Genomic DNA, 19,120 nt, shown 5'->3' on the forward strand with positions numbered 1-19,120 from the left:
GGAGCCTTACTCCGCCGCCTCCAGCGCGTGCACCGAAAACATCTTCGCTGCATCCGTCCAGCTCTCGCGCACCCGCCAGCCGGCGCCTTGCGCCAGCGCGGCGAAGCGTTCGAGGCTGTATTTGTAGCTGTTTTCGGTGTGGATGCTCTCGCCGGGCCGGAACGAGAAGCTGGTGCCGAGCAGACGCACGGTCTGGCTCTTCCGGCTGATCAGGTGCATCTCGATGCGGTGCCGGTCGTGATTGTAGATCGCGCGATGGGTGAAGGCGGAGAGGTCGAAATTGCCGCCGAGCTCACGGTTGATCCGCACGAGAACATTGAGGTTGAAGCGTGCGGTGACACCGGCCGCATCGTTATAGGCAGCGTGGAGCAGGCGCTCCTCTTTCTCGAGGTCGGCGCCGATGATCATCTGCGCGCCCTTGCCCAGGATCTGGCGGGCGCTCTTCAGGAATGCCTGCGCTTCATGCGGCTCGAAATTGCCGATGGTCGAGCCCGGGAAGAAGCCGACCTTCGGCATCGACGCGACTGCCTTCGGCAGCTCGAACGGCGTGGTGAAGTCGGCGGCCACCGGATAGATGCCGAGCGAGGGGAAATCGCGCTTGAGCCCGTTGGCCTGCGCCTTCAGGAAGTCGCCGGAGATATCGACGGGGACATAGGCCGCGAATTTGGACTGGTTCAGCAGCAGGCGGACTTTCGTCGTTGCGCCGGCGCCGAACTCGACCAGTGCGGCATTCTCGGGAATGATCTTTGCGATCTCGCTGCCGCGCTCCCTCAGGATCGCAAGCTCGGTGCGCGTCGGATAATATTCCGGCAGGCGCGTGATCGCCTCGAACAGCTCCGATCCGGTCGCGTCATAGAAATATTTCGGCGACAGCTTTTTCGGCTGCTGGGAGAGGTCCTCGATGGCCTCACGGGCGAAGGCGGTGGTCTGCTCGTCGGGGAGATGGGCTTCGGCCAAAGCGCTGGCGTGCACATTCATGATACTCTCCTGAACGCGCTGTCCGGCGCGCATTTGTCGTCGGATGAGAACTAGTCGTAGTCAGCGAGCCGCAACCCCGTGAATTGCCAGCGGTGGTGCGGATAGAAGAAGTTGCGATAGGTGACGCGGCTGTGACCATCAGGCGTCGCCAGCGAGGAACCGCGCAGCACCAGCTGATTGACCATGAACTTGCCGTTGTACTCGCCGAGCGCGCCTTCGACGGCGCGATAGCCCGGGTAGGGTGAATACGAACTGCGGGTCCACTGCCAGACGATGCCGAAGGGGTCATTGAGCTGGCCGGCGCGTGCCGCGACCTCCCATTCCATCTCGGTCGGCAGATGCTTTCCCGCCCAGCGCGCGAACGCGTCGGCCTCGTAATAGCTGACGTGGCAGACGGGCGCGTCTGGATCGACCGGCTTGAGGCCGGCGAGCGTCATCACCTGCCATCCGCCGTCGGCCTCGCGCCAATGGCCCGGGGCTTGCCAGTCTTCCTTGGTTGCGGCGGCGAAACCGTCCATCAGCCACAGCGTCGCACGCTGGTAGCCGCCGTCGCGCATGAAGGCGAGCCATTCGCCGTTGGTGACGAGATTGCGCGCGATCTTGACGGGGCCGACGAGCGCGCGATGTGCGGGCTTCTCGTTGTCGAAATGGAAGCTGTCGTCGACATGGCCGACGGTGTGGATGCCTTCGTTGAGCGTCAGCCAGTCGTCCCCGGCGCGCGTTGCGGACGGAAAGCGCCACTCCTTGTCGTAGGCCGGATAGACCGGGTTCTGCGCGAAGGCGTGCAGGATGTCCGTGAACATCAATTCCTGATGCTGCTGCTCGTGGTTCAGCCCGACCTCGACCAGCGGCGCGACGGCGCGGAGCTTGTCCTCGCCGGCCTCCCGGAAGAATTTGACGACGGCGGCATCGACATAGCTGCGATAGGCGCCGACCTCGGTGGCGCTGGGCCGGGTGATGTCGCCGCGATGATTGCGGGCATGGCGCGGCCCCGCGCTGACGTAATAGGAATTGAACAGGAACGCGAAATCAGGGTGAAACGACCGGTAGCCCGGGGCATGCTCGCCGAGCAGAAACTGCTCCCAGAACCAGGTGGTGTGGGCCCGATGCCATTTGACGGGACTGGCATCCGGCATCGACTGGATCTGCTGGTCCTCCGGCGAGAGCGGTGCGGCCCGGCGTTCGGTCTCGTTGCGGACGGCGAGAAAAGCGCTCTCCAGCCTCCGGGCGAGGCCAACAGAAGCGGCCGATTGTGACGAAAGCGGCGGACTGGCCGGTGCGGAGGCTTGTTTCGTCACGTTTTTCTCCAGACAGGACAAGAGAACGTTGTTGGCGATACCAGGTTCCAAAACCCAGGTTCGTCCTAAATGGGGGCTCCGTTACGGTATGAAAGTCCTCCCAGGTGATGATATTCGTGTCATCATGTAATGGCGCCGGGGCTGCCCCAGCCGGATGTCGGGGGCTGCTCTTTGCCATTTTACTTTGGATGCACAACGGTTTGGGCTACATATATACGCAGGTATCGGGTCAGATCGGCTGAGCCGGCCCGAAGCAATTGGTGAGGGCTCTGCCCCAGAAGGACACGGATATGAGCATCGCGGAATTCATCGACAACGAAGTGAAGTCGAACGACGTGGTTCTGTTCATGAAGGGTACGCCGCAATTTCCGCAGTGCGGTTTCTCCGGCCAGGTCGTCCAGATCCTCGACCACATCGGCGTCGGCTATAAGGGCCTCAACGTCCTGGAATCCGCCGAACTGCGCAACGGCATCAAGGAATTCTCGAACTGGCCGACGATTCCCCAGCTTTACGTCAAGGGTGAGTTCATCGGCGGCTGCGACATCGTCCGCGAGATGTTCCAGGCCGGCGAGTTGCAGCAGCTCTTCTCCGAGAAGGGCGTCGTCGTCGCGGCTTGATCCGTGACGGTGCTGACGCGCCGGATCGGCGCTGTCCAGCTTGACGTCATTGTTGCCGACATCACCACGCTGAGCGTTGACGCCATTGTCAACGCGGCCAATTCGTCGCTCCTTGGCGGGGGCGGCGTCGATGGCGCGATCCACGACGCTGCGGGACCCGAACTGCTGGCCGAGTGCCGGACGCTCGGAGGATGCCCGACCGGTGATGCCAAAATCACGAAGGGCTATCGTCTGCCCGCGCGCCATGTGATTCATGCGGTCGGCCCTGTCTGGTATGGCGGGGAGCGCGGTGAGGCCGAGGCGCTCAGTTCCTGCTATCGTCGTGCGCTCGAGCTCTCGCACGCCAATGGGCTGACCTCGCTGGCATTCTCTGCAATCTCCACCGGCGTGTATCGATTTCCGGCCGAGCAGGCCGCGAAGATCGCGGTCCAAGCGACGATCGACGCGCTGCCGGCCGCGCCGACGGTCGGACACGTCATATTTTGTTGTTTCTCGGAGGCGAGTGCCGCGTTCCACAGGGACGCTTTGGCGCGGTACGGCAGCCCTTGTGCCTCATGAGGCGGCAAGTACACTCGGCTCGGCCATGTTCCGGGGAGGGGATATGATTTCAAATACTGGACTACGTGGGCTGGTCTGTGGCGCGCTCATATCATTTGGCACGATGTCGCTTGCGCGCGCGGAAGGCACCTACGAGATTCCGGCCGGAGCGCATTTCAATCAGGACAAGCTCGGCAAGATCAGCGAGTTCTTCAACAACGAGGTCGCGACCGGCAAGATCGCGGGCGCCACCGTGCTGATCAAGCAGCACGGCAAACCGGTCTACCACGAAGCCTTCGGCGTGCAGGACGTGGTCAGCAAAGCGCCAATCACCGACAAGACAATTTTCCGCCTGTTCTCGATGAGCAAGGCGATCACCTCCGTCGCCGCGATGCAGTTGATCGAGGAAGGTAAGATCAAGCTCGACGATCCCGTCTCGAAGTACATTCCGTCCTTTGCCAACGTGAAGGTCGGTGTCGAGAAGAAGGCCGAGGACGGCACCAGATCGCTCGAGCTGGTGCCCCCGAACCGGCCGATGAACGTGCACGATCTGATGACCCATACGTCGGGCATCACCTATGGCTTTTACGGCGACAGTCTCGTTCGCAAGGCTTATCGTGACGCCAACATCTATGCCGGCGATTTCGACCTCGCCGAGTTCGCCGAGCGCATCGCAAAACTGCCGCTGCACAATCAGCCGGGCGCACTCTGGCAATACGGCCATTCCACCGACATTCTGGCGCGTGTCATGGAAGTTGCGGCCGGCAAGCCGTTGCTCGATATCGAGCGGGAGAAGCTGCTCGGCCCGCTCGGCATGGTCGACACCGGCTTCCTCGTCACCGATCCCGAGAAACAAAAGCTTCTGGCGCAGCCGGTGCCGAACGACAGCGATTTCCGGGTCGGCCGGATCAACGATCCGACCGTCGTCAAGAAGATCCAGTTCGCCAGCGGCGGGATGGTGACGACCATGGCCGATTATGAACGCTTTGCGCAAATGCTGCTCAACGGCGGCTCTCTCGACGGCAAGACCATCCTCAAGCCGGAGACGTTCAAGTTGATGGTGACCGACCAGGTCGGGCCAGGCTCCGGCGTCGACCGCGACTACTTCTACTTCCCCGGTGACGGTTTCGGCTTCGGCCTGGGCCTCGCCGTCCGTACCGATCCCGGCAACGCCAAACCGCCGCCGCCCGGCGATCTCGGGGAATTGAAGTGGGACGGCGCCTCCGGCTGCTATTTCGTGATCGACCCCAAGCAGGACATGTTCTTCGTGCTGCTGGAGCAGACCCCGAGCGAGCGCCAGCGTATCCAGCGGACTTTGAAGCAACTGGTCTATGAATCCATGGAGAATTGACATGTTCGGGCGCCGCGCGCTCTTCGCGGCACTCGTTCTTTTGCTGGGTGTGGTCGGTGCGCAGGCGGGCTCCGAGGATCGCGCGCACAGCTTCACGCCCGAGGGTCTGGCCAAAGTCTCCGACTACATCAGGAACGAGATCGCGACCGGCAAGATTCCGGGCGCGATCCTGTTGCTGCAGCAGCACGGCAAGCCGGTCTATTACGAGAATTTCGGCGTCCGCGATGTCGCGACCGAGATCTCGATGAGCGCCGACACGATCTTCCGGCTCTATTCGATGTCGAAGCCGGTCACCTCCGTGCTGGCGATGATGCTGGTCGAGGAGGGCAAGCTCGCGATCAACGATCCCGTCTCCAAATACATTCCGGCCTTTGCCGACATGAAGGTCGGCGTCGAGAAGAAGGCCGAGGACAACAAGGTCTCGCTCGAGCTGGAGCCGCTCAATCGTCCTGTGACGATCGAGGATTTGATGCGCCACACAGCCGGTATCCCCTATGGCTATTATGGCGGAGACCTGGTGAACAAGCTCTATGCCGATGCCGGTCTGTTCGACAACAAGGACAGGACCAACGCCGAATTCGTCGCGAAGATCGCCGCGCTGCCACTCGCCGAACAGCCCGGCACGATCTGGGATTACGGCCATGGCACCGACGTGCTCGGCCGCATCATCGAGGTGATCTCAGGGGAATCGCTCTACCAATTCGCGAAGGAGCGGTTGCTAGATCCGCTCGGGATGAAGGACACCGCGTTCTATGTCGCCGATCCCGCCAAATGGCCGCGGATCGCCGAGCCGATGCCGCAGGACCGCGCGATCAGCCCGATGACTGAGGTTCGCGATATTAGGAAGCCACTGAAATGGGAGTCGGGTGGCGGCGGACTCGTCGGCAGCATCGGCGACTACGCGCGCTTCTCACAGATGCTGCTCAACCGCGGCACGCTTGATGGCCGACGCTACCTCAAGCCCGAGACTATCGCCGTGATGACGTCCGATCACGTCGGTCCTGAAACCCATGTCGAGCGCGACAGGAATTATTATCCCGGCGAGAGCTCGGGCTATGGCCTCGGCGTCGCCGTGCGCACGTCGGTACCACCAGGCACCTCTTGGCCGGTTGGCGAATATCGCTGGGATGGCGTCGGCGGCACCTTCTTCTTCATCGACCCCGAAGACGACCTGTTCGGGATCTTCATGGTGCAGACGCCGTCGCAGCGCGGCCGCATCCAGCTCGCGCTGAAGACGCTGATCTACCAGGCGATGGGGCGGTGATCATGCGCCGCGAACGATCTCTCTGACGTAGCCGATCGTTTCCTCGATCTGGCTCGCATTGACGTCGAGATGGGTGCAGGCGCGGATGCGGCCGTCCATCATCGCGAGGGTCACGCCGCGCTGGCGCAATGCCACGACCATCTTGTCGCCGGGTACGCCGGCGCCGTCGGGCTTGAAGAACACGAGATTGGTCTCCGGCTCCTGCACCTCGATGCCTGAGATCTGCGAGAGCCCGCGGGCCAGTGCGCGCGCATTGGCGTGGTCGTCGGCGAGCCGCTCGACGTGATGATCGAGCGCGTAGATGCAAGCCGCGGCACATACGCCAGCCTGCCGCATCGAACCGCCGAGGCGCTGCTTCCACTGCCAGACGGCGTCGATGAAGGCACGCGTGCCCGCGAGCACGCCGCCGATCGGCGCGCCCAGGCCCTTGGAGAAGTCGATCCATGCCGAATCCCAGCCCGCCGTCATCTCCCGAGGCGAGATGCCGCTCGCGACTGTGGCATTCAGCAGACGCGCGCCGTCCATATGCGTGACGAGGCCATGTTGCTTGGCGATCGCGACGATCTCGTCGAGCGCAGCCTTCTTCCAGATCGAGCCGCCGCCGATATTGGCGGTCTGCTCGACGCTGACGACGCTCTGCGTCGGCTGGTAGCGCGTGCGCGGGTGCAGAGCTTTGCGGAACGTCTCCGGCGTGAACTGGCCGTCGGCGCCTTTGAGCTGCGTCACCTGGAAGCCGCCGATCGCGGCATGCGCACCGCCTTCGCGGGCGATGATGTGCGCGGTTTCATGCGCGAGAATCTCGTCGCCGGGACGGCAATGCACCAGCGTCGCTGTCACGTTGCACATCGTGCCCGAGGGCATGTAGACCGCCGCCTCCTTGCCCATCAGATCAGCGACGCGCTCGCACAGCGCATTCACGGTCGGATCGTCACCCACCTGCTCGTCACCCACTTCAGCCCGCGCCATCGCCTCGCGCATCGCAGCCGTCGGCTTGGTCTGCGTGTCCGAGAGCAGATTGATGCGCACCGGCGGCGCCTTGGGATCGATCGGGGGAGGGGTGTAGAGCATGGACGGCTCCTATGGGCAGTGCGGCCACTGAAATGCGGCTCTTAAGCAAAAAGGCCCCGGCGAACCGGGGCCTTTCGATAGTGAGATCTTAGCGCGAATAGAATTCGACGACCAGATGGGGCTCCATCTGCACCGGGAACGGCACGTCGGAGAGGCCGGGGACGCGCACGTATTTGGCGGTCATCTTGCCGTGGTCGACTTCGAGATAGTCGGGGGTGTCGCGCTCGGGGAGCTGGCTCGCCTCGAGAACGTGGGCGAGCTGCTTGGAGGCTTCCTTGACCTCGATCACGTCGCCCACCTTGATCTGGTAGCTCGAGATGTTGACCTTGCGGCCGTTCACCTTGATGTGGCCGTGGTTGATGAACTGGCGGGCCGCGAAGATCGTCGAGACGAACTTGGCGCGGTACACGACGGCGTCGAGACGACGCTCGAGCAGGCCGATCAGGTTCTCGCCGGTGTCGCCCTTGAGACGGCTGGCCTCGACATAGATGCCGTGGAACTGGCGCTCGCTGATGTTGGCGTAGTAGCCCTTCAACTTCTGCTTGGCGCGCAGCTGCACGCCGAAGTCCGAGAGCTTGCCCTTGCGGCGCTGGCCGTGCTGGCCGGGGCCATATTCGCGGCGGTTCACGGGGCTCTTCGGGCGGCCCCAGATGTTCTGGCCCATACGGCGATCGAGTTTGTACTTCGCCTCACTGCGCTTAGTCATCGCGTCCTCTTGGGTTGCATGGTTTGAGGAAACGCGCCCTCCTGGGTGACGGGCTAGCCCGGCACTGACAGGTCCGATCCCCAAAGCTTAAGGGAAAGGACCACGGGTCGCGAAACGCTTCGCGGGCCGAAATCGGCCCGCGAGCAGGGGGCTTTTAGGGGAGTTTGGGGTTCGCTGTCAATGCGAATGGCCCGGATTCAGGTCCTGACCGCCCGGATCGGCGTGGGGCCGGCCGCACGCAATTCCGCAGCAATTTCAGTGTTCAGGACCTGTTCCAGCCGGGTCAGGACCCGGGCGATGGGAGCCGCATCCGTAACCCGGTGATCCCAGCGGATCACCACATGGATGGTCTGGTCGGATTTGACCAGCCCGTAGCTGACGATGAAGGGGCCTGGTGTGATGGGGTGGAGTTCGCCGCCGCCATAGGCCGAAACCGAGCTCACCGCGAAGCTGCCGAACCAATTGCCGCGCTGGCGGCCGAAATTCAGGCCCACCGTCCAGAATAGCCGCCGCAGCGGCAGGGGCAGCCGGGTGACCCGCATGATCTTGCGGAACATGGGGACGTCGTCGACCGGCGCCGTCTTGGCGCGGCGGATCTCGGCGTCGATCGCAGCCAGCGTGATGGCCTCCGGGGCTGCGATTCGCTGCGGCATCACGCATTCCTCGCCGTTCTCGACCCGGGCAATCGCAACCGACGCCACGCTATTGCGGAACTCGTAGAACGAAGGCCAGGGCCATTTGGCGTAAACGGTTCGCAGGACCGGCTCGTCCCTGGCCACCAGTGCGAAGGCCTTGACGAACATAGCGGCCCAGCCGGCGGGCGCGGCCGCACCAGCGCGCGCCTCCAGCAGGGGGCGGATATCGAGTGAACGCGAGAGCGAGACGAATGGCACGCCCATCGAGGCGCGCATGAGGTCGACAATCAGTCGGCGCGGAAGCGAAATCTTCTTGGGTTGACCGCGCATCGTTCTTCGGTTCCCGCGGGCTGACATCAGGGGCGGCGAGCGGCGGCGACCCTAGCAGCACTGCCGGTCCCGGCAAGCCATAATGGCCGAGTCCACCGTTCAGCGCTTGATCCCGTCGAACGCGGCCATGATGCCGCGCTGGAACAGCGACCAGTCGAAGCCGAGCGCGATCGCACGGTAGCCGCGGTCGATCAGCTGGTTGGCCTGGTCGGCGGTGCGCGCCACGCCGCCGATCGGCACGCCGCTGTTGAGAATGCCGGCTTCGGCACGCGCGATCAGCGCAAGCAATTCCGGATCGTCCATCTGACCGCGCTTGTTGATGGAGGTGGCGAGATCGCCGGGGCCGATGACCGCGACGTCGATGCCCGGCGTCGCCATGATCTCGTCGATGCGGTTGACGGCCTCAACATGCTCGATGGTGATCATGCAGATCATCTCCTCGTCGGCTGACGCCATGTAGTCGGGCATCGACTGGCCCCAGCGGAACGGCGCGTGGAAGGGGCCCCAGAGGCGGTCACCCCGCGGCGGATAGCGCACGCTCCGCACCGCCTTGTCGGCTTCGTCGCGATTGGTGATCATCGGGAAATTGATGCCGAACGCGCCGATGTCCATCGGCGCCTTCGCCAGCCAGGGCTCGTTCGCGGCTATCCGCACCAGCGGCGTGCACGGCGTGCCCGTCGTCGCCGCGATCATCGCATGGGCTTCGGTGAGGCCGATCGGTCCGTGCTCGAGATCGACGATGATCCAGTCGAGCGAGCGCGCCATGATCTGCACCATCTGCACGCTCGGGATCGTTGCGATCGCACCGAAGGCGGGGCGGCCTTCGTTCCACATCTGGCGGAGGCGGTTGAGCGGCTTTGCGGGGACCGGCATGAATGACCTTGCGCGCGATGACGACGGCGCAGCCTAGCAGCGCGCCCTGGCTGAGAAAAGTCAGGCCAGCGCGCGGCCGCCGAAGAACGGCATCAGCGTGGCGCTGAGGCCATGCACGCGGTTCGACGTGAAAATCATCTCGGCGCCCGATTGGGCCATGCCGCCATTGCTCGGGCCAAGCAGGTCGGAGACGCGGCGCGCAATGGCCGGTGCCGGATCGATCCACTCCACCGGCCAGGGCGCCAGCCGCTCCATCCGGTCCAGCAGCAGCGGATAATGAGTGCAGGCGAGCACGATCGTGTCGGTGCGCGCAGTCCTATCCTCGGGGTTTCCGACGAAGCAAGGTTTCAGCTCCGCGAAAATGTCGCCGTCGTCGACGGTGGTGCCGCTGAGCGCAGCCTCGGCGAGCGTGGCGAGTTCGGGCGAGCCGACCAGTGTCACCTCACAGCCTTGGCCGTGATCCCGGATCAGCGCCTGGGTGTACTCGCGTTTGACGGTCGCTTTCGTACCGAGCACCGAGACGCGGCGGGTCTTCGACTGCGCGCAGGCCGGCTTGATCGCCGGCACCGTGCCGACGAACGGCACGCGATAGGCCGCGCGTAAATGGCTCATGACCGAAACGGACATGGTGTTGCATGCGATCACCACCAGGTCGGGCCTATGCGCGGCAATCAGCTCTCCCATCAGCGGCACGACGCGGGCGACGATTTCGTCCTCGCTGTGATGGCCATAGGGGAAAAAGGCGTCGTCGGCGACGTAGGTATAATGCGCATCCGGGCGTGCGGCCACCACCTCACGCAGCACCGTGAGGCCACCAAGGCCGGAATCGAATACCAGGATCGTCGGGGAATGGGTCACGTCGTTACCTTAAGGCCTGATGGTTACCATTCGGTTTTTGGGCGGTTTTGCGGCGGGATCGGCCCGCCGCCCAGTTTGGAACGATTCAATTTCGCGTATCCCGCATGTTCCCGCTATCAGCAGCCGTGCCGCGCTGCGGTGGGATATCCGCAACTGTCCGGGAGCCGACATGATCAGAAATACTGGGAATAGCTGGGGCAGCGTTGCCCGGTGGTTTCACTGGGGCCTGGCACCGGCGATCATCGGCATGATCGGCTTCGGCTGGTGGATGAATCACATTCCGGCGCGCGCCGACAAATTCTTCTACCGCTCGATCCATGCCGACATCGGCTACGTGATCCTGCTGCTCACGGTGCTGCGCCTGGCCTGGCGCGCCATCAACCCGACGCCGGCGCTGCCGGCCGAGTCCTTGCACTGGCAGAGGATTGCGGCCCGCGTCAGCCAGGGCGCGCTCTATCTCGGGGTGATCCTGGTCGCGATGTTGGGCTGGGCGCATTCCGGCGCGCGTGCGACCAACTATTCGGACTTCTTCGGCCTGTTTCACGTGCCGCAATTCACCTCCCCGGACAAGGCGGCAGCGGACGCCTTCGAGGACCGGCACATTTTCTTTGCCTATGTGCTGCTGGCGCTGATCGCCGTCCACTTCGTCGCCGCCCTCTGGCACCACTTCATCCGCCGTGACCGTGTCGTGGCGCGGATGGTGACCAACGAGGTGGGATAGAGCGCGGTCTCTCCACGGGTTAGGATCTGGCGTCAGTTTGCTTCATCTCGTCAGGAGACGCTCATGCTCACCGTCCATCACCTCGGCAGATCGCAATCCGAACGCATCGTCTGGCTCTGCGAGGAACTCGGGATGCCCTACGAGCTGAAGCGCTACGCGCGGGATTCCGTCACCATGCTGGCGCCGCCGGATTACAAGGCGCTGCATCCGATCGGAACTGCGCCGGTCATCACGGACGGCGATCTCGTGCTCGCCGAATCCGGCGCTATCGTCGATTACATCATCGCCAAATACGGCAACGGTCGACTCGTTCTCCGCGCCGATGATCCCGACTTTGCGCAATTCCTGTTCTGGTTTCACTTCGCGAACGGCACCTTGCAGGCCGGCATGGGCCGGCTGATGCTGTTGAACCGGCTCAAGCTCACCGATGACAATCCCATGCTGGCCGCCACGAAGGCGCGGGTCGATCGCGCCTTCGATCTGGTCGATGCGCGCGTGCGCGAGGCCGAATATCTGGCCGGCAGCAGCTTCACGACGGCCGACATCATGATCGGCTTCTCGCTGACGACGATGCGTTATTTCCAGCCCTATGATCTCGCGCGCTGCCCGAATGTGGTCAGATATCTCGGCCGCGTCGGTTCGCGTCCCGCCTACCGGCGCGCGATGGAGAAGGGTGATCCCGGCATGGCGCTGCTGCTGAGCTGAGCGGCGATCAGGCGATCTTGTTCGTGGTCGCTGTCCGGGCTGCCGCCAGCTGCTTCTGCAAGCGATCGATGTTTTGCAGGAGCCGCTGGCTGGTCAGCACCAGGAAGTAATAGCCGAACTGCGGATCCTGAAAGTAGATCTCGAGCAGGCGGTCATAGGTGATCGTCAGCACCTGTCCGTCCTCGATGCATTCGATGGTTCCGGTGCGCCGGTTGTCGGGCGTCAGGAAGCCGAGCTCGCCCATGAGAGCGCCCGGGCCGATCTCGACGTTGATCTCCTTGACCAGGAATTTGCCGGTCACGGTGAGGAGCATCTCCTTGGCCGGGTCGCCCAGCCTGAACAGCGTGTCGCCATGGCGGTACTTGCGCTCGGTCATGAACGGCTTGAGCCACTCGATCGACATGTCTCCTTCGGCCGCATGCCGCGCCTTTTTCACCAGCTTGAGCATTTGCCGCAGGCGAAGAGCGTTGATCGGAAGCAGGAGCAGATACAGCAGGAACGTCGAGACGTTGGCCGAGAGCGCGCCGAAAATGGCGAAGAAAGCGCAACCGACCATGTTGGCGACGCGCAAGGGGACCATCGTCCGCATCAGGAGGGTGGCGACGAAGAAGACGGCGCCGACCGCGGCGAACATGTTGGCCAGCGTGATGTTGTGAACGAAGATCTCCAGCATCCGGTTGAAGATCGCGTCCCAGGTGACGTTGTTGGGGTCGAGGCCCATCTGGACCAGGATCTTCGCGATCCTGAGGTTGTCCGTCGCCGCATCCAGAATGCGGTCGAGGATCAAGGAAATGTCTGCGCTGCCGGACGGCATGGTACTATCCCTGCGTAAGGCCTCTAGTCCTGGTCGGTATCCGCGGCACGTATAGCCGAAATCGAATGACGACCGCTTGAAAGAAACTTTCGGTCGCCCTGCTGCAAGGGACGAATTTTAGCCCGATCGGCGGTTTCGGCAATTGCCCGTTGGTTGCGCGCATGATCCCGGCGCGGCCCGTGATTCGGGTTGGCGCCGCAGGCAGAGCTAGGCATCCGGGGCGGGCGGCGGCGCTAAGAAATGGCCCGGTGGGTGCTATGGCTTGGCGGCGGGCTGGATGACCTGCTGTTCGACGAGGGTCAGATGCCCGGGCAGGGCGCCGGCACGCAACAGCATGGCGACACTGTTGGCCTCTTCGAGAGTGAAATTGCCCGAGATCTGGCCCGAGCCGCCGGCGATCGGTTCGCGGATCACTGGCGCGGAGATCACCTTGTCGTCGAGCACGATGGCCAGGGGCCTGCCGACGTTCTCCGCGGTGACGTGGGCAAAGCGCCGCGTACCGCGCCCATTGAAGCGGAATTGGGCGATCGGATCCTTGGCGCCGTTGATGCCGGTCACAACGCCGGGCGCCGCATAATTGATGTCCTCGCCGTCGAGCGCGCTCTCCTTGGTCACCAGGTAGGGCCGCTTGTCCTTGAAGCCGAGCAGGATCTCGGAGCCTTCGGGCGGGCTGCCGGATTGCGCCTGCTCCGGCGTCATCGAAACATCGACCGGCCGGAAGCTGACCTTGACCTTCCGCGCGAAGATCGCGGTGATACGGTCGGGGTCGGTGACGCCAGGCAGGAAGATGCGGATCCGGTCGGTGCCCTCAGGGGCGACGCTGACAGGCTTTACGCCGGCGTCCTTGAGACGTTGCTCGATCATGGCGATGGAGTCTTCGACGAGGTCGTGCAGCCGCGCGGCGGATGCCGCATCGGTCGGCGTGAGCCTGACTGCTCCGTCGCCGCGATCGGTCACGGATATCAGGCGCGATGGCAGCCGCTCTGCGGCGGAGGCGAGCTTGCGCGCAAGTTGCTCGCGATCTTTGGCGTCGGCGATCTTCAGCTCGACGCCGCCATCGCGGATCGCAAGGTCGGAGAAGGCGATATGCCCGGCATGCAAGGTGCCGTAAACGTCGTCGCGCAAATCCGTGACGACGCTCTCGCGCAAGCCGTCGCCGTCCACGCCGTAGACGATGCGCGACCCGCCCAGCTTTTCCATCTTGTCGCCGACGAAGGCGACGATCTTGGCGCGCATCTTGTCGAACTGGCTGTCCTCTGCGAGCGTTGTACGCGGCAGGGCGATCGCCGATGCCATGGCGAGCGCGAGGGTCAGCCGCGTGGCGCGGTCCCGCAAGGGCGTAGTCATGGTCACCTCAAGTCTTGCGGCAGGACGCTGGCGGACGAGCTCAACTCCAGTTCTTTGGTACCTGGATCGGGCAGGGAGGTTCAAAGCCTCTCAGGCGAGGTTTATCGCCGCAGCCGGCAGGCAATGGACGAACGCCAAATCATCCATCATTGTGGTCCTGCTCGACCGGTCAATCGGTCGCGGCCCCGCCGAACCAAATGTCATAGAGAGGCGGCGAGGGACGACAGCTGGGGGGAGGACGGAATTCCATGGCGGGCATCCACGCGCTCGATCGGCTCATCGGCAACGAATATCCGGAGCTCTTGACGGACGAGGAGGTCCGGGTCTTCGAGCAGGTCCCTTACGCCGATCGCGTTGCGGCCGAGAGCACCTATGATGCCATCAAGCTCGGTGCTGCGCGCAATCCCGACGGCGCGGCGATCCAGTTTCTGCAAAATGCCGATCCGGCCGACGCGCCCGTTGTGGTCAGCTACCGCGACTTGATCGCGCGCGTGACGCAGGCCGCGAACATGTTTCACGCGCTCGGCGTCGAGAAGGGCGACGTCATCTCCTTCATGCTGCCGCTGCTGCCCGATGCCTTCGTGACGCTGTTCGGAGCGGAGGCCGCCGGCATCGCCAGCCCCGTCAACCCGCTGCTCGAGCCGCACCAGATCGCGGAAATCCTGGAAGCGGCGAAGACGAAGATCCTGGTGGCCCTCGGACCGATGCCGGGGACCGATATCTGGCAGAAGGTCGAGCAGATCCGCCCGCAACTCAAGCACCTCAAGGCGATTGTGCAGGTGGCAGGCCACGGTGATCCCGCGAACGGAATTTTCGCGTTCAACGATCTGATCAAGCAGCAACCGTCCGACCGGCTTGTCAGCGGGCGCAACATTCTCGGCAGCGACGTCGCCGCCTATTTCCACACCGGCGGCACCACCGGCACGCCGAAGCTGGTGCGGCACACCCATGCCAACCAGGTCTATCAGGCCTGGGCGCTGAACCTGCTGTTGAAGTCCAAGCCCGGTGGCAACATGCTGTTCGGCATGCCGCTGTTTCACGTTGGCGGATCGCTGACGCAGGTCCTGTTGACACTCTCTGCCGGCGGCTCGCTGGTGGTGCTGTCGCCGAGCGGCTGGCGCAATCCGAACGCGGTGAAGAACATCTGGGCCCTGGTCGAGCGCTTCAGGGTCGAGGCACTGTCGAGCGTGCCGACGGTTCTGGCCGCAGCGCTCGCGGTGCCTCCAGGCAATGCCGACATCTCCAGCCTGAAATATGCGGCCGGCGGAGGCTCGGCGATCCCGGTTGCCGTCGGGTCTGCGATCCAAGAGAAATTGAAGCTGCCGGTGGTCGAGGTCTACGGCATGACCGAGACATCGAGCGTGCACACGCTCGCCTATCCGTCACGACCGATACGGCTCGGCTCGGTCGGCCTTCCCATGCCTTATGCCCGCGTCCGCATCGTGCAGCTCGACGCCGAGGGCAACCTGATCCGCGACTGCAAGCCTGACGAGATCGGCGTCGTCATCATGGCCGGGCCTGGCGTGTTCGGCGGCTATCTCAACGACGCCCACAACAAGGGTGCCTTCGTCGACGACGTCTGGGTCAATTCCGGCGATCTCGGGCGGCTCGATGCCGACGGCTATCTCTGGATCACCGGCCGCGCCAAGGACCTCGTGATCCGCGGCGGCCACAACATCGATCCGGCGCCGATCGAGGAGATCATGTTTCGCCATCCTGCGGTCGGCTTTGCCGCCGTGGTCGGCCAGCCCGATGCCTATGCCGGCGAGCTGCCGGTCGGCTATGTGCAGTTGAAGCCGGGCGCGTCCGTCGAGCCGGGCGAGCTGGAGACCTGGGTGCGCGAGCGCACGCCGGAACGCGCCGCCGTTCCGGTGCAGGTCATTCCGATCGACCCGATGCCGGTCACCGGCGTCGGCAAGGTGTTCAAGCCGCAACTGCGCTGGGACGCGGCGCAGCGCGTGTTCACCAAGGTGCTGATGCCGCTGATCGAGCGCGGCATCGACTGCAAGGTGAAGGTCGGTGCGCATGGCAGCCATGGCTCGATCGCGACCGTGACGCTGACAGGCTTGCCTGCTGATCAGCGCGAGGTCGTCGCCGGCGAAGTGCACGCGCTGCTCGCACCTTTCGTGATGCGGCATGAGATCGTGCACGCGTAGGTGACGGCAGCGCCGGGCTCGCCAGCGCCTCAACTGCCGCGATAGGTCTCGCCGAGCGCCGCGACGAAATCCGCCCTGCTGGCCCGATTGAGGGTGTCGAGGCTGAGTTGTCCCGGCACGAAAATCTCCGTTCAGCGCATCTGCCGGGTCAGTCCGGCGAAGCGTTCGGCAAGCAGCATCAGGATCAGGGTGGCGATCACGATCGCGCCTGAGGCGGCTGCGGTGCGAACGTCGAGATTGGTCTCGATCTGTTGCCAGAGATGAATCGGCAGCATCTCGGTGCGCTCGTCGGCGAGGAACAGCGACACCGGAACGTTGTCGAAGGAGGCCATGAAGGCGAGAAAGGCGCCCGCGCCAATGCCGGGCCCGATCAGCGGCAGGGTGATGCGGCGAAACGTCGTCAGGCGATCGGCGCCGAGACTCTCGGAGGCCTCGAGCAAACTGGCATCGAGCTGCGACAGGGAGGCGAGGGTCGTTCTCAGTACGAAAGGCACGCAGACGATGCCATGGCCGAGCACAAGGAGGGGAATGCTCGGCGAGAGGCCGAGCCTGTTGATGAAGATCAGCGCGGCAAAGCCGAATGACAGCGCAGGCAGGAGCAGCGGTGACATGAACAGCAGGTCGGCTGCGCGCATCATCGGCGAGCGGCTGCGCGCGATCGCGAGCGCTGCGGCCGTGCCGCATATCGTCGACAGCAGCGTGGTCCAGAACGCCACGATCAGACTGTTCAGCCCTGCGCGCTGCATCTGGTCGGCGTCGAGCAGCGCGACATACCAGCGCAATGAGAATCCGGGCGGCGGAAATCGCAGGGATTGCGATGACGTGAGCGAGGTCAGCAGCACGACTGCGGTAGGCAACATCAGGAACAGCAAGGCGATGGCCGCAAGCAACCCGAAGACGAATTTGAGCGACAGGGCTTCCCAGCGGATTCGTCTAAGCCCGGCCATGAATCTCGCTCCTGCGGCCGATAGCGCCGAGCACGCCGACGACGATCATCACCGTGACCATGAAGATGATCGACAGCGCCGCGGCGAACGGCCAGTTATTGGCGCCGACCGCCTGCTGGTAGATATCAAGCGGCATGTAGATCAGCCGCGCCCCGCCGATCAGAGTCTGCGTGACGAAGGCCGTGATGCTCGCGGCGTAGGTCAGGATGCAGCCGGCGATGATGCCGGGCAGCGACAGCGGCAGCGTGATGCGGAAGAAGGTGCGCCATTCGCCGGCCCCGAGCACGCGCGAGGCATCGCCAAGATTCGGGTCGAGCTTCGACAGCACGGTGAGGATCGGCAGCACCATCAGCGGCATCTGCACCTGGGCAAGCACCATCACGACACCAACCTCGGTATAGAGCAGTCGCAGCGGCTCGTTGCTGAGGCCGAGCCCCATGACGATTTGGTTGAGCAGGCCCTGCCGGCCCAAAATCACGATCCAGGAAAAGGTGCGGACCACCACTGAGGTCAGGATCGGAAGGATGACCAGGAACACCAGCACGCTCTGCCAACGTGCGCCGGCGCGTGCGCAGAGCCAGGCGACGGGGTAACCGAACAACAGGCACACTAACGTTGCCTTGACGCCGAGCAGGAGCGTATCGATCAGGATCGAGTAGCTGAAGGGATCGCTGAAGAACTTCGCGTAGTTGCCGAGTGTCCAGCCCTGCATGGCGATGTCGCCATGTAGGGACAGCAGGAGGAGGACCACGAGCGGCGCGACAAAGAATGCCGTGAAGAGGGCGGCAAGCGGCAGGACGAGCCTTGAATCGGCCTCCATCGCCAGGTCTCCCCCTTAAAGCTTGATCTCGCGGTTGAAGCGATCGATCAGCGCGCCGCGCTGCGGGTTGATCTTTTCCCAGTTGATGGTGCGGATCTTGGCGACATCGTCGAGCGTCCTGGCCAGCGATTTGGTGATGGCGCCCCCGAGTTCGACCTTCGCATTGGTCGGAATGACGTCATAGGGCGGCTTCAGCAGCTTCTCCTGAGTCGCTGCGGCCAGATGCAGGTCGATATATCGGACTGCAAGCTCGGGCTCGGCGGCGCCTGCGACGATGTGCAGGCTGGTCGACCAGCCGACCGGGCCGGTCGTCGGGACCATGAATTCGACCGGCACGTCCTTGGCCTTGAGCGTCTGGACGAAGTTGAAATTGTAGGGAGCGATATCGATCTGCTCCTGCTGCCACAGCGTCGCGAACGCGCCGAGATTGGCGCCGATCGCACCGACATTCGGCAAGAGCTGCTTCAGGAACTTGAACGCCGGCTCGAAATCCTCGTCGGTGCCGCCCTTGAGGCGGTTGATCTCGGCAAGGAAGGCGATGCCGAGCTGGCTGTTGAGCGCGGTCAGGCCGACGCGGCCTTTGTATTTTGGATCGAGCAGATCGTCCCAGCTCGTCGGCGGAATCTTGATCTTGTCGGGATTGTAGCCGAGGCCGATCACCTGCATGGTGATCTTCGGGCCCCATTTGTCCTGGGCGGTCGGCAGCAAGTCCTTGTAGTTGGGCGACTGCGCGATGGGATATTCCACGATCAGGCCTTCGCGGACCGCATCGATCACCTGCGGTGCGTCGAAGAACGCAACGTCGAACGGCGGCTTATTGCCCTTGGCGGCAACGAGCCGCGATACCTGGTCGGTGCCGAGGATGATGGATTGCGTAACGGCGGCGCCGGTCAGCTGCTTGAACGCCGGTGCGATGACGTCGCGGTCCGCCTCGTTCCAGGTGCCGGGGAAGGTTGCCGCGATCAGCGTCTTGTTCTGTGCGTGCGCGACGGGCGGCAGGCTCGCCGCGAGCGCGAGGCCGCCGGCGCTGCGCAACAGGCGCCGGCGATCGATCGTAACGGTTCTGAATGATGTCATGGCGGCGTTCTCTCCGGA

Annotated in this window: 19 protein-coding genes; 7 read left to right on the forward strand and 12 right to left on the reverse strand. The window is 63.9% G+C overall.

Annotation, left to right across the window (positions count from 1 at the left end):
* Positions 1 to 6 precede the first annotated feature (6 nt).
* On the reverse strand, positions 7 to 978 hold the full coding sequence (gene egtD, locus ACVWZ4_RS24845; RefSeq protein ID WP_456704401.1) for an L-histidine N(alpha)-methyltransferase: 972 nt from the start codon (positions 976 to 978) through the stop codon (positions 7 to 9).
* Positions 979 to 1,028: 50 nt separating this feature from the next.
* On the reverse strand, positions 1,029 to 2,327 hold the full coding sequence (gene egtB, locus ACVWZ4_RS24850) for an ergothioneine biosynthesis protein EgtB (RefSeq protein ID WP_456741408.1): 1,299 nt from the start codon (positions 2,325 to 2,327) through the stop codon (positions 1,029 to 1,031).
* 239 nt (positions 2,328 to 2,566) lie between these two features.
* On the opposite strand from egtB, the gene grxD reads away from it, so the two are divergent.
* Genes grxD through ACVWZ4_RS24870 form a run of 4 tightly spaced genes read left to right on the forward strand, consistent with a single transcriptional unit; the run spans position 2,567 to position 6,045 of the window.
* Entirely contained in the window at positions 2,567 to 2,893 is a 327-nt protein-coding gene (grxD, locus tag ACVWZ4_RS24855; protein ID WP_063682471.1) for a Grx4 family monothiol glutaredoxin, read from the forward strand.
* Between the two features lie 3 nt (positions 2,894 to 2,896).
* Positions 2,897 to 3,451 (forward strand): O-acetyl-ADP-ribose deacetylase, encoded by a 555-nt coding sequence (locus ACVWZ4_RS24860; RefSeq protein WP_456741409.1) that lies wholly within the window; start codon positions 2,897 to 2,899, stop codon positions 3,449 to 3,451.
* A 43-nt stretch (positions 3,452 to 3,494) separates the two neighbouring features.
* Positions 3,495 to 4,781 (forward strand): serine hydrolase domain-containing protein, encoded by a 1,287-nt coding sequence (locus ACVWZ4_RS24865; RefSeq protein ID WP_456741410.1) that lies wholly within the window; start codon positions 3,495 to 3,497, stop codon positions 4,779 to 4,781.
* 1 nt (position 4,782) lies between these two features.
* On the forward strand, positions 4,783 to 6,045 hold the full coding sequence (locus ACVWZ4_RS24870; RefSeq protein WP_456741411.1) for a serine hydrolase domain-containing protein: 1,263 nt from the start codon (positions 4,783 to 4,785) through the stop codon (positions 6,043 to 6,045).
* Here ACVWZ4_RS24870 and ACVWZ4_RS24875 read toward each other — a convergent pair whose 3' ends face one another.
* From ACVWZ4_RS24875 to murI, 5 genes are all read right to left on the reverse strand, one after another.
* Positions 6,046 to 7,113 (reverse strand): threonine aldolase family protein, encoded by a 1,068-nt coding sequence (locus tag ACVWZ4_RS24875; RefSeq protein ID WP_456741412.1) that lies wholly within the window; start codon positions 7,111 to 7,113, stop codon positions 6,046 to 6,048.
* Positions 7,114 to 7,201: 88 nt separating this feature from the next.
* The gene (gene rpsD, locus ACVWZ4_RS24880) at positions 7,202 to 7,819 is read right to left on the reverse strand and encodes a 30S ribosomal protein S4 (RefSeq protein ID WP_456704395.1); all 618 of its coding nucleotides are present in this window, start codon (positions 7,817 to 7,819) and stop codon (positions 7,202 to 7,204) included.
* A 197-nt stretch (positions 7,820 to 8,016) separates the two neighbouring features.
* Entirely contained in the window at positions 8,017 to 8,784 is a 768-nt protein-coding gene (locus ACVWZ4_RS24885; RefSeq protein WP_456738630.1) for an acyltransferase, read from the reverse strand.
* A gap of 99 nt (positions 8,785 to 8,883) precedes the next feature.
* Positions 8,884 to 9,657, reverse strand: a complete 774-nt coding sequence (locus ACVWZ4_RS24890; RefSeq protein WP_456735597.1) for an HpcH/HpaI aldolase family protein — start codon at positions 9,655 to 9,657, stop codon at positions 8,884 to 8,886.
* Between the two features lie 60 nt (positions 9,658 to 9,717).
* Positions 9,718 to 10,515: a glutamate racemase gene (gene murI, locus ACVWZ4_RS24895; RefSeq protein ID WP_456741413.1), complete on the reverse strand. Its 798-nt coding sequence runs from the start codon at positions 10,513 to 10,515 to the stop codon at positions 9,718 to 9,720.
* Positions 10,516 to 10,684: 169 nt separating this feature from the next.
* On the opposite strand from murI, the gene ACVWZ4_RS24900 reads away from it, so the two are divergent.
* Both ACVWZ4_RS24900 and ACVWZ4_RS24905 read left to right on the forward strand, forming a co-directional pair.
* Entirely contained in the window at positions 10,685 to 11,236 is a 552-nt protein-coding gene (locus ACVWZ4_RS24900; RefSeq protein ID WP_456790375.1) for a cytochrome b, read from the forward strand.
* 63 nt (positions 11,237 to 11,299) lie between these two features.
* The gene (locus ACVWZ4_RS24905; RefSeq protein WP_456741414.1) at positions 11,300 to 11,941 is read left to right on the forward strand and encodes a glutathione S-transferase family protein; all 642 of its coding nucleotides are present in this window, start codon (positions 11,300 to 11,302) and stop codon (positions 11,939 to 11,941) included.
* A gap of 7 nt (positions 11,942 to 11,948) precedes the next feature.
* Here the strand turns inward: ACVWZ4_RS24905 and ACVWZ4_RS24910 are convergent, their stop codons facing one another.
* The gene (locus tag ACVWZ4_RS24910; RefSeq protein ID WP_456790376.1) at positions 11,949 to 12,755 is read right to left on the reverse strand and encodes a Crp/Fnr family transcriptional regulator; all 807 of its coding nucleotides are present in this window, start codon (positions 12,753 to 12,755) and stop codon (positions 11,949 to 11,951) included.
* 255 nt (positions 12,756 to 13,010) lie between these two features.
* On the reverse strand, positions 13,011 to 14,102 hold the full coding sequence (locus ACVWZ4_RS24915) for a SecDF P1 head subdomain-containing protein (protein WP_456763701.1): 1,092 nt from the start codon (positions 14,100 to 14,102) through the stop codon (positions 13,011 to 13,013).
* Between the two features lie 248 nt (positions 14,103 to 14,350).
* Between ACVWZ4_RS24915 and ACVWZ4_RS24920 the strand changes: the two genes are divergently transcribed.
* On the forward strand, positions 14,351 to 16,258 hold the full coding sequence (locus ACVWZ4_RS24920; RefSeq protein ID WP_456741416.1) for an acyl-CoA synthetase: 1,908 nt from the start codon (positions 14,351 to 14,353) through the stop codon (positions 16,256 to 16,258).
* A 131-nt stretch (positions 16,259 to 16,389) separates the two neighbouring features.
* Here the strand turns inward: ACVWZ4_RS24920 and ACVWZ4_RS24925 are convergent, their stop codons facing one another.
* The 3 genes from ACVWZ4_RS24925 to ACVWZ4_RS24935 are packed head-to-tail and all read right to left on the reverse strand — an operon-like array spanning position 16,390 to position 19,102.
* Positions 16,390 to 17,205, reverse strand: coding sequence for an ABC transporter permease (locus tag ACVWZ4_RS24925; protein ID WP_456704387.1), 816 nt, complete (start codon positions 17,203 to 17,205; stop codon positions 16,390 to 16,392).
* Positions 17,192 to 18,025, reverse strand: coding sequence for an ABC transporter permease (locus tag ACVWZ4_RS24930; RefSeq protein WP_456735591.1), 834 nt, complete (start codon positions 18,023 to 18,025; stop codon positions 17,192 to 17,194). The genes ACVWZ4_RS24925 and ACVWZ4_RS24930 overlap by 14 nt, the downstream gene beginning before the upstream one ends.
* Positions 18,026 to 18,040: 15 nt before the next feature.
* Positions 18,041 to 19,102, reverse strand: coding sequence for an extracellular solute-binding protein (locus tag ACVWZ4_RS24935; protein ID WP_456741417.1), 1,062 nt, complete (start codon positions 19,100 to 19,102; stop codon positions 18,041 to 18,043).
* Between the last annotated feature and the right edge of the window lie 18 nt (positions 19,103 to 19,120).

The sequence above is a fragment of the Bradyrhizobium sp. USDA 4472 genome (assembly GCF_054058595.1).